The organism is Kitasatospora sp. NPDC001603 (assembly GCF_040298365.1).
Lineage (GTDB): Bacteria > Actinomycetota > Actinomycetes > Streptomycetales > Streptomycetaceae > Kitasatospora.
In genome coordinates this window covers 17,735-27,179 of the sequence record NZ_JBEPAA010000095.1, presented here as the reverse complement: position 1 = coordinate 27,179, position 9,445 = coordinate 17,735, and the positions used below count along the sequence as shown (strand labels likewise).

The following is a 9,445-nucleotide window of genomic DNA, read 5'->3' as shown; positions in this document are numbered from 1 at the left end:
TGGAGGTCCTCGGGCCGGGTGGTCCACTCGCAGCCGCCGGCTTCGGGCCGGAGGTAGGCGGCGCCGCCGAGGGTGTCCATGTAGACCCCTTCGGCTGGCTGCCCGTTGGGGGAGCGGTGGGCCCGGTCGCGGACGACTTCGCCGATCCGGGGCTGGTATGCGGGCGTGCGGGGGCGGCCGGGCATGCGGGCTCCATTGGTTGCTGTGAGTCCCCGAGTTGTTGCGGGGTGTAGCCATGGTGGCCCGAGTGGCTCTACGATTGCCAGGGTCTAACCTTGACTGTTCCGTCTGGTTATGGGAGTCAACGTCATTGCCAACCAACGAGCTTGACGCATCCTCATCACCGCTAATGCGGTTCGGTGCAGAACTTCGCAGGTCAAGGCGGGCTATGCGGTGGTCGCAGACCGAACTCGGGCTGCGGATGGGCTACTCGAATGCGATGGTCTCGTACGTCGAACGAGCGAAGAAGTCCGTAACTTCTAACTTTGCCGTTAGAGCTGACGAGGTATTTGAGACCGGAGGTACCTTCTACGAACTCTGGTGCCGATACTCCAAGGCAAGCCTGCTGGAGGGCTTCCCCGAGTTCGCCGACGCGGAGGCGCGGTGCCGCCGTCTGCGGGAGTTTGCACTCACGATCGTCACTGGACTGTTTCAAGTGTCCGAGTACGCCGAGGCGCTGGCCTTCGCGGCCGTACAGCGAGGGGCGATCACCCAGTCTGCGGCGGAACAGCGGGTCGAGTTCCTGGCTACTCGTCAACGGGTACTCGATCGGAAGACGCCGCCGAGGATCCATGCCGTGCTGGACGAGAGCTGTCTGGCGCGACTGATCGGTGGCCCGGCGGTCATGGTCAAACAGCTCGATCACATCGCAGAACTGGCAGCCCGTCCGAACGTCACCATCCAGGTCGCACCGTTTGAGTTGGGTGAGAACCTGCCATTCACCATGCCGGTGACCCTGCTTGACCTGTCGGATGGCTCGGTTGTCGGCTATGCCGAGTCACATGCACGCGGTCATCTCGAACGAACCCGTGAAGCCGTCTCGACATGGGAGAGAGAGTACGATCAGCTGGTGGTAGAAGCGCTGCCCAAGGCGGCGTCCCTGGCACTAATCCACAAGGCTCGGAAGGAGCTAGTCCCATGAACCCCGATCTTTCCGGCGCGTCCTGGGCCAAGTCGTCTTACTCCAACAACGGCGGTCAGTGCCTGGAGGTTTCGGCGGACTTCCCCGGCACCGTCCCCGTCCGGGACTCCAAGGACCCCGACGGTCCCGCGCTCCTCTTCGCCGCCGAGGCCTGGCAGTCGTTCGTCGCCGGTGTCCGGTCCGGGGAGTTCGGCAGCCTCTGAGCGCGGCCGCATCCCGGTCGGGGTGAAACCCCAGGTTCTTGGGGTACCGGGGGCCTTGGCGGCGTCCAAGACTGTGGCTATGGACACCATCGAGCAGACCCGAATCACCGACAACCGGGAGATCGTGCGTGACTTCATCGACGCACTGTTCACCCAGGGCGACCTCGCGGCGGTCGACGAGTACCTCGCCGAGGACTTCCTCAACCACGACCCGCCGGTCGGAACCGACACCAGCCGTGAGGGCATGCGCGCGGCCGCCGTGCTGTTCCGCGGTGCGTTCCCCGACTGGCACGCCATGCCCGACTTCCTGGTCGCCGAGGGTGACATGGTCGTGGAGCACTTCAGCGCCAGTGGCACCCAGCGCGGCGAGATCTTCGGCGCGCCGCCCACCGGCCGTACCGTCACGCTGCGGGGGATCAACATCTTCCGGCTCCGGGAGGGCCGCATCGTCGAGCGCTGGGGCCGGCTCGACGAGCTGGGGCTGCTGCGCCAGCTCGGGCTCGTCCCGGGCCCGGGGTAGTCGGGCGGCGTACGCTGATGTCCGTGGTGGCAGGCGCGGTCGTGGAACGCCGACTCGCCGACATCGAGCGACGGTGCCGCAGCGGGCTGGACACCGCCGCGCTGGGCTCGGAGATCGTCGGCCGTCTGCGCCGGGTGGTGCCGGCGGAGGCGGCCTTCTCCGCGACCGTCGATCCGGTGACGCTGCTGTTCACCTCGGCGACCGCCGAGGACCCGCTCGGCCCCGCGACGGCGCTGTTCCTCGACAACGAGTTCGGGCAGGCGGACGTCAACAAGTTCGCGGGCCTCGCCGGGGCGGCGGATCCGGTCGGGTCGCTGGACCGAGCCACCGAGGGCAGCCGGACGGACAGCGCCCGCTACCGGGAGATCATGGCCCCGCTGGGGCTCGGCGACGAACTGCGCGCCGCGCTGGTCACCGGGCACCGCTGCTGGGGAGTGCTCTGCCTGCACCGGGAGGCCTCCTCCCCGGGCTTCACCGATGAGGAGATCGCCCTGGTCCGACGCGTCGCGCCGGTTCTGGCGGCCGGTCTGCGCACGGCGGTGACCGCGCTACCGCCTCCGAACGCCACCACCGGCCCGGACGGGGTGGGTCTCATCCTGCTCGACTCCGCGCTCAGGACGGTGTCCATGAGCCCCGAGGCCGAGCAGTGGCTGACCGACTTCCCCGACGGCGACCGGCAGGACGCGGGTCTGCTCCCGGTCAGCGTGCTCGCGGCCGCCGCCGGGCCGGTGCCCTCGACCGTCCGCGTCCGAGGGCGTTCCGGCCGGTGGCTCGCCCTGCACACCAGTCGCCTGGGCGCGCAGATCGGCGTGGTGGTGGAACCGGCCCGACCGGCGGAACTCGGCGCGGTCCTGCTCAGCGCCCACGGGCTCACCGACGCCCAGACCCGGGTCGCCGCCCTGGTCATCCGGGGGCGGTCCACCCGCCAGCTGGTCGACGAACTCCACATCTCCGCAAACACCGTGCAGGAGCACCTGACCGCCGTCTTCGACAAGTTCGGTGTGCGCAGTCGCCGCGAGCTGGTGGCCGTGGTGCTGGCGGACCTGTCCGGCTTCGCCTAACGGCCGGTCCTCGTGGCGGCTGACGGCTTCGTCGGGGCCGAACTGCGGTGGACCGCCTCAAGGAGCCGGCGCAGTGCCGGGGGAGGCGGGCCGCTGCGGACCGCGAGTGACGTGGTGACGGTGAGGCCCGCGAGTGGGCGGTAGGCGATCCGGGGGACCGGGGGCAGGCCGGACACCCGGTAGAGGACCGTCCACGAGGGCGCGTCGTCGGCGATCTCGGTGAGCGTCTCGCGCAGCGTGGTGAACGGCGGCCCGGTGACCGGTGTGCCGAGGTCGGCCGCCTGCCAGGCGGCGGTGATCAGGTCGTGGAAGGGCGGGTTCCGCGCGCGCGGGGCCAGGCGCAGCGGCAGGTCGCGCAGGTCGGCCGGGCGGAGCGGATCGAGCGCGGCCGCCGGGTGGTCGGCCGGCAGGGCGGCGTACAGCGGGTCGCTCCAGAGCGGGAGCAGCTCCAGCCCGGGGACGGCGGCCGGGCCGCGTACGAAGGCGGCGTCCAGCGTGCCCGAGCGGACTTGGGCGAGCCGTTCCGGCGGGGCGGCCCGGGTGAGCCGGACGCGGAGCTGCGGCGCGAGGTCCGACAGCGCGGACAGGACGTCGTAGAGCCGGTCGCCGGGCCCGTGGACGGCGCCGAGCCGGAGTACGCCCTCGGCCCCGGCGGCGATCTCGGCCGCCACCCGGCGGGTGCGGTCGGCCGCCGCGAGGACGGCGCGGGCCTCCGGCAGCAGGCGCTCACCGGCGGCGGTCGGCCGGACGCGCCGGGTCGAACGGTCGAAGAGGATCACCCCCAGCTCGCGCTCCAGCCGCATGACCTGCTGGCTGACGGCCGACTGCACGATGCCCAGCCGATCGGCGGCGCGCCCGAACCCGCCCTCGTCGGCCACCGCCACCGCGTAGGCCAGTTGCCGGAGTTCCATGCTCCCCGTCCGTCGTCGTCGTCCGCCGCGTCCCCGACCGATCGCGATCACTGATCGGTGTCATCGCCAACTGCTCCTGGTTCATCCGCCATTCCCGCGTTCGAATGGATCCGATCAGTCGCTTACCCACGAAGGGCGTACCGATGCCGACCCCGTACCCCACCACCTCCGAACCGATCCGCGAGCCGCTGCTCGTCCGGGCGGCCGACGCCGAGCGCGTCGCCCTGGCCGCGGGCAGCGCCTTCCACCTGCTGGCCGACGGCGGCGACGGTGGTGCCGACGCGCCGGGCGGCGGTGCGTTCGGCGTCAACCGCCTCGTCCTGGCGGAGGGGGCGGACGGCGCCCGGCCGCACTACCACGCGCGGTCCTCCGAGCTGTTCTACGTGCTCGGCGGCGTCGCGGAGTTCCTGCTGGGTGACCGGTCCAGGATCGCCGCCGTGGGCGACCTCGTCGTCGTCCCGCCCGGCCTGCCGCACGCGTTCGGCGCGGCACCCGGCCGGACGGCCGCCCTGCTCGTGGTGATGTCACCCGCGGTGGAGCGCTTCGGGTACTTCCGCCATCTCGGCCGGGTCGCCGCCGGGCTGGACACCTTCGACCGGCTCCTCCCCGAACAGGACCGCTACGACGTGCACTTCACGGATCCCGTGCCCTGGCAGCGGGCCCGGTCCCGCGCCTGAACCGGACACCTGGGCCGGCGTGTGGTCCCGGCGGTGTGGTCCCGGCCGCTGTCAGTACGGCGTGAGAGGCTCGCCGCATGGCGATCACGGTCGAAGAGGTGCGCACCCTGGCCCGGTCCCTGCCGCGTACCGAGGAGGCGCTGGTCAGGGACCGGGTCAAGTTCCGGGTCCGGGGGATCGTCTACCTGGCGTTCTCGCGGGACGAGACGGTCATGGGCTTCGCCTTCCCCAAGGAGGAGCGGGCGGCCCTGGTCGCGGCCGAGCCGCAGAAGTTCCTGATGCCGGAGCCGGCGGACGAGCGGTTCAACTGGGTGCAGGTCCGCACGGGCGCCGTCGACGCGGCCGAGATGCGTGAACTGGTCGTCGAGGCCTGGCGGATGGTCGTCCCGAAGAAGGTCGCGGCCGAGTACCTGGGGGCTAGCGGCGCGTCGTAGCGCTCAGGCCGGCGGCGTGGGCCGGGTCAGGGAAGGAGCCGGGCGTGGTGGACGGCGTGGGAACCGGGGCCGGGGGCGAGTGGGCCCGGCACCGGGGGGCCGGTGACGCTCTTGGTGTCATCGTCGTCGTCCGTGAACGTCGACGTGATCGAGCCCGCGGCCGAGGAGAGCACGCCGATCACGAGGAACGCCACCAGCAGGCCGCGCCCGCCGCTGCTCAGCACCAGGGGGTGGGTCCCCGACACCGGCCCGCTCGGCGCGGTGGTCGGCTCATCGCCGAACAGCCGCTTCGGATAGGCGGAGGTGAGCATCAGCAGATACGCCAGGTACCGCATCCGGTAGCGCAGGATCGCCGCGGTGGCCTCGAACAGGGCCTGCGGCATCCGGCCCAGGATCAGGACCACCAGCCAGCTGATGAAGGCGACCGTCCACCAGCCGCTGTACAGCACGGCCTGGATGATCATCGCGGGGATGGCCAGGATGATCCGGAAGAACACCGCGAGCCGGTTGAGCTCACCGGGCCGCAGTTCGACCTGTACCGGGTAGCCCGGGGTCCGGAACGCGAAGGGCGGGTAGCGGTCGTGGGTGAGCAGCAGGTACGCGTTCACCCGGGTCTCGTAGGGGACGTACCCCGACAGGTAGTCGGCGGCGAAGCCCGGCAACCGGCCGAGGAACAGCGCACCGAACCAGCCGATCACGGCGACGAAGAACGCCACCACCGACAGCGCCCAGACCACGATGAACTGCGGGATCAGCAACAGGATCCGCACCAGCACGGTGAGCCGGTTCTGCGGGCCCGGCGGGGACATGTCCAGCACCGGCAGCCACTCGCTGTCCGAGGGAGCGGGCGCGGGGGGAGCCTGCCACATCCGGGCCTCCAGGTCTCGACACCAGGCACGGCGGTACACCGCCGTGTGCTCCGAAGATCGCAGCCGCCCGGCGCCTTCGCGCGCTGCGCTGGGCCGCCCGGGCGACCACCGTGCGGCGCGGAACGCTGTCGCCCGGGCCGGCCCGCGCCCTCGGGTGCCCCGCTGGACGCGGCTGATTCGTACACTTCCGCTGATTTGGATGATCGAAATCGCGCTTTGAATGGTCTTGTGTCGATCAGGGTCGATCAGTTTCTGGCATCGAGCCTCTCGCCCCGGTGTCGGGAGGAATGATCGCAACGGCGGTCGGCCGTGCCGCTGCTGTGTCATGTCTCGGCCATGCAGTGCTCATGTGTGGGGGTGCCCGGTTGCCAGCCATCGACGACCACGACGACCACGACGACCGCTTCTACGGCCTTGACGGGCAGGACGGCCGTCACCGACGTGCCGACCGCTTCGACGTCGACGACCACGCGGACCGTCGCCATGCGGACCGTGTGCACGCGGGCCGCGACCGCGAGGACCGTGAGGACGACGACGGTGCCGAGCACGACGCCCTCGCGGACTTCGACGAGTTCCTCCGGATCTCCGCCGGCCTCACCGGCTTCGACGAGGGGGAACTGCGCGCCACCGGCATGGCCCACGAGCACCACCGCACCCTGCTGGCCCGCCGGGTCCGCGACGAACACGCCCTCGTCCACCTCTGGTACGTCGGCGCCTGGCCCGGCGAACTGCCCTCCTCGCCCCGCGCCTACGACCGGGGCCTGATGTGGCGCACCTTCCAGGGCGCCGCCCCCGGCACCGCCGCGCCCGGACACGGCAGCTGGGCCGAGGCGCCGCAGTACGGCGGCGGCCGATGAGCGCGCGCTGGGACGCCGTCGTGGTCGGCGCGGGCTTCGCCGGCTCGCTGGTCGCCGAGCGGCTCGGAGCACAGGGCTGGCGCGTCCTCGTCCTGGAGGCCGGGCACCCCGCGCGTCCCGCCGCCGCCACCGCGACGGCCTACCGCGCGGCCGGCGGCGGGACGCCCACCTCCCCGTACCCGCTCAGCGAGGACGCGCCGTCCCCCGACGTGGGCGACCTCGCCGGGCGGCCGGACGGCGGCTTCGACGCGACCGGCTACCTGGTCCAGCACGGACCCCTGCCGTACGCCAGCGGCTACCTGCGGGTCAACGGCGGCACCGGGCTGCTCTGGACCGGACTCGCCCCGCGCATGCACCCCGAGGACTTCCGCACCGGCGACCTCGGTCACGGCCGCAACTGGCCGATCGGCTACCACGACCTCGAACCGTACTACCGCCTGGCCGAGCGGGAGCTGGGCGTGGCCGCCGACGCCGACCAGCAGCGCGAGGCCGTCGGCCTGCCCATCCCGGACGGCTACGCCTTCCCGACCCGCGCCATCCCCGCCAGCTACCTCGACCGGCGGCTGGCCCGCGCGCTGGACGGCCGCACCGTCCGCGACCCCGCCGCCCCCGAGGCGGCGAGCCTCGCCGTCGTCCCCACCCCGCACGCCCGCCACGGCCTGCCGAACCGTCGTGCCGGGGACGCGCCGCACGAACCGGGCACGCCCTGCGCGGGCAGCGCCAGCTGCGTCCCGATCTGCCCGAGCGGCGCCAAGTACACGCCGCTGCGCACCCAGGCCCGCTGGGCACCGACGGTCGAACTGCGGACCGACGCCGTGGCCGCCCGCGTCCTCGCCGACGGCACCGGCCGGATCACCGGCGTCGACTACCTCTCCGGGGGAGCCGCCCACCGGGTCGAGGCCGACCTGGTCGTCCTCGCCGCCCACGCGATCGAGAACGCCCGGCTGCTGCTCCTCTCCGGCCTGGCGAACCGCAGCGACCAGGTCGGCCGGAACCTGATGGACCACCCGGCCCTGCTCACCTGGGGGCTCATGCCGGACCCCGTCGGCCCCTACCGCGGCCCGGGGTCGACCAGCGGGCTGGAGGCGTTCCGCTTCGGGGGCGGCCGCACCCGCCGCGCGCCGTTCCGGGTCGAGATCGGCAACTGGGGCTGGTCCTGGGCCGCCGGCCCGCCGCAGGTCGAGGTGGCCGAACTGCTGGCCGCCGGAGTGCGCGGGAAGGAGCTGAGGGAGCGGCTGGGCGACCGGCTCGGCCGGCAGTTCGCCCTCCAGTTCGAGCTGGAGCAGCCCGCCGACCCGGCCAACCGCGTCACCCTCGACCCGGACCGCCGGGACCGGCTGGGGCTGCCGCGCCCCGCCCTGCACTACGACCTCTCGCCGTACGTGCGGCGCGGCATGGCCTCGGCCCGCGCCGTCTCCGACCAGCTGTTCGCGCTGCTCGGCGCCGAGGACCACACCCGTTACGAGGCCGGGCCGCGCTGGCCCGGCCGGCTCGAACACGAGGGCCGCCCGTACGCCTACCGGGGGGCGGGCCACGCCGGCGGCACGCACCTCATGGGCGACTCGCCGACCGACTCCGTCGTCGACCAGTGGCAGCGCTGCTGGGACCACCCCAACCTCTACGCCGTCGGCTGCGGATCGATGCCGTCGCTCGGCACCTCCAACCCCTCGCTCACCATGGCCGCGCTCGCGCTGCGCAGCGCCGACCGGATCCACCGCGACCTGCTGGCGCTGCACGGACCGGTGACGATCGCCGAACCAGCTGCGCCTGCGGCGCCAGCCGCAGGCGCCGCGCCGGTCGACCTGCCCGTGCCCGCCCGACGACCGACGGAGTCCCGATGACCGCACTCCCGCTCCCGCCCGTCCCCGAGCCCTACCACCTGCCGTTCCACTACGGCGCGCTGCACAACATCGGGGTGGACTACCTGGTCGCCCCGGGCCCCTGCCGCGACCTGCTCGCCAAGCGCCACCCCGGCCTGGCCGTCGCCCTCTTCGACGGCATGGCCTGCGTCTCGCTGAACTACCAGCTCTACTTCGCGCAGTACCCGGGCGGCGGCGGGATCACCCAGGAGGTGGAGATCAACGTCATCGCCCACCCCGCGTTCGCCGAGGACCGCCTCCCCGAGCTGAACTACGGCCAGTACGCCCGTGGTTACGACCAGACCAAGCTGCTCGGGATCGCCCGGATGCACGTCCTCTGCGACAACCCGCTCGCCATCGACGCGGGCCGCAGGCTCTACGCCGAGCCGAAGCGGCCGGGCTGGTTCGAGGCGGAGCTGCCCTCGCTCAACGCCGCGTCCGTGCGAGAGCGCTGGTCGGTCTCCTGCCGCCGCGCCGCGCTCGGTCCGGACGGGCTGAGCCGCGAGGACGGCGAACTGTTCGCCGTCGAGGCCGACCTGGTGGGCCTCACGCCCGAGGCGGTCAACAACACGCCGATCACCGGCTACGGCACCGACGAGGAGGGCCGGCTGCTGGCCGGGCCGCTCGACGTCCATGACACCTACCGGTTCTACGCGCTGGACGACCGCACCGCGGACCGGGTCCGCCTCACCCTCGGCGAGCGCCCCTCGACCGACGACGCGGTCGCCGACCTCGACCGCCTGATCGGGACGGCGCCCGCCGCCGGCGTCTGGACCTACCAGTCCCCTCCGGTCGCCGCCCACAACCGGCCCTACTATGTCCGCTGAGCCGCGCCCACGGCCCGCACCTCGCCCCGGCGGCCGGGCGGACCACCCCGGCGGGGCCTGCGGCAACCGGCCCGTCCCGGCCGGGG

11 protein-coding genes and 1 pseudogene are annotated in these 9,445 nt (G+C 72.8%); 9 read left to right on the top strand and 3 right to left on the bottom strand.

Annotated elements, in window-relative coordinates; translation table 11 throughout:
* A pseudogene (locus ABT263_RS34560) lies at positions 1-185 on the bottom strand (hypothetical protein); the annotation flags it as partial.
* Positions 186-235: 50 nt separating this feature from the next.
* Between ABT263_RS34560 and ABT263_RS34555 the strand changes: the two are divergent.
* From ABT263_RS34555 to ABT263_RS34540, 4 genes are all read left to right on the top strand, one after another.
* Entirely contained in the window at positions 236-1,141 is a 906-nt protein-coding gene (locus ABT263_RS34555) for a helix-turn-helix domain-containing protein (RefSeq protein WP_352296807.1), read from the top strand.
* Positions 1,138-1,344 (top strand): DUF397 domain-containing protein, encoded by a 207-nt coding sequence (locus tag ABT263_RS34550; RefSeq protein WP_352296804.1) that lies wholly within the window; start codon positions 1,138-1,140, stop codon positions 1,342-1,344. Before ABT263_RS34555 ends, ABT263_RS34550 begins: the two co-directional genes overlap by 4 nt.
* A gap of 79 nt (positions 1,345-1,423) precedes the next feature.
* Positions 1,424-1,864 (top strand): ester cyclase, encoded by a 441-nt coding sequence (locus tag ABT263_RS34545; RefSeq protein WP_352296801.1) that lies wholly within the window; start codon positions 1,424-1,426, stop codon positions 1,862-1,864.
* Between the two features lie 17 nt (positions 1,865-1,881).
* Entirely contained in the window at positions 1,882-2,925 is a 1,044-nt protein-coding gene (locus ABT263_RS34540) for a LuxR C-terminal-related transcriptional regulator (protein WP_352296799.1), read from the top strand.
* On the opposite strand, the gene ABT263_RS34535 is transcribed toward ABT263_RS34540, so the two are convergent.
* Positions 2,922-3,836 (bottom strand): LysR family transcriptional regulator, encoded by a 915-nt coding sequence (locus ABT263_RS34535; protein ID WP_352296796.1) that lies wholly within the window; start codon positions 3,834-3,836, stop codon positions 2,922-2,924. The two genes, ABT263_RS34540 and ABT263_RS34535, sit on opposite strands and share 4 nt — an antisense overlap.
* A gap of 143 nt (positions 3,837-3,979) precedes the next feature.
* Between ABT263_RS34535 and ABT263_RS34530 the strand changes: the two genes are divergently transcribed.
* Both ABT263_RS34530 and ABT263_RS34525 read left to right on the top strand, forming a co-directional pair.
* The gene (locus tag ABT263_RS34530) at positions 3,980-4,513 is read left to right on the top strand and encodes a cupin domain-containing protein (RefSeq protein ID WP_352296794.1); all 534 of its coding nucleotides are present in this window, start codon (positions 3,980-3,982) and stop codon (positions 4,511-4,513) included.
* A gap of 77 nt (positions 4,514-4,590) precedes the next feature.
* Positions 4,591-4,947 (top strand): MmcQ/YjbR family DNA-binding protein, encoded by a 357-nt coding sequence (locus tag ABT263_RS34525; RefSeq protein ID WP_352296790.1) that lies wholly within the window; start codon positions 4,591-4,593, stop codon positions 4,945-4,947.
* A 26-nt stretch (positions 4,948-4,973) separates the two neighbouring features.
* Here the strand turns inward: ABT263_RS34525 and ABT263_RS34520 are convergent, their stop codons facing one another.
* Positions 4,974-5,816 carry a DUF4389 domain-containing protein gene (locus ABT263_RS34520; RefSeq protein WP_352296787.1) on the bottom strand — a complete coding sequence of 281 codons (843 nt, stop codon included), beginning with the start codon at positions 5,814-5,816 and terminating at the stop codon, positions 4,974-4,976.
* A 365-nt stretch (positions 5,817-6,181) separates the two neighbouring features.
* Between ABT263_RS34520 and ABT263_RS34515 the strand changes: the two genes are divergently transcribed.
* The 3 genes from ABT263_RS34515 to ABT263_RS34505 are packed head-to-tail and all read left to right on the top strand — an operon-like array spanning position 6,182 to position 9,359.
* The gene (locus tag ABT263_RS34515; RefSeq protein WP_352296785.1) at positions 6,182-6,673 is read left to right on the top strand and encodes a hypothetical protein; all 492 of its coding nucleotides are present in this window, start codon (positions 6,182-6,184) and stop codon (positions 6,671-6,673) included.
* Complete coding sequence (locus ABT263_RS34510; protein WP_352296783.1) at positions 6,670-8,514, top strand: GMC family oxidoreductase; 1,845 nt, start codon at positions 6,670-6,672, stop codon at positions 8,512-8,514. The genes ABT263_RS34515 and ABT263_RS34510 overlap by 4 nt, the downstream gene beginning before the upstream one ends.
* Positions 8,511-9,359: a hypothetical protein gene (locus tag ABT263_RS34505; protein ID WP_352296780.1), complete on the top strand. Its 849-nt coding sequence runs from the start codon at positions 8,511-8,513 to the stop codon at positions 9,357-9,359. Before ABT263_RS34510 ends, ABT263_RS34505 begins: the two co-directional genes overlap by 4 nt.
* The last annotated feature ends 86 nt before the right edge of the window (positions 9,360-9,445 follow it).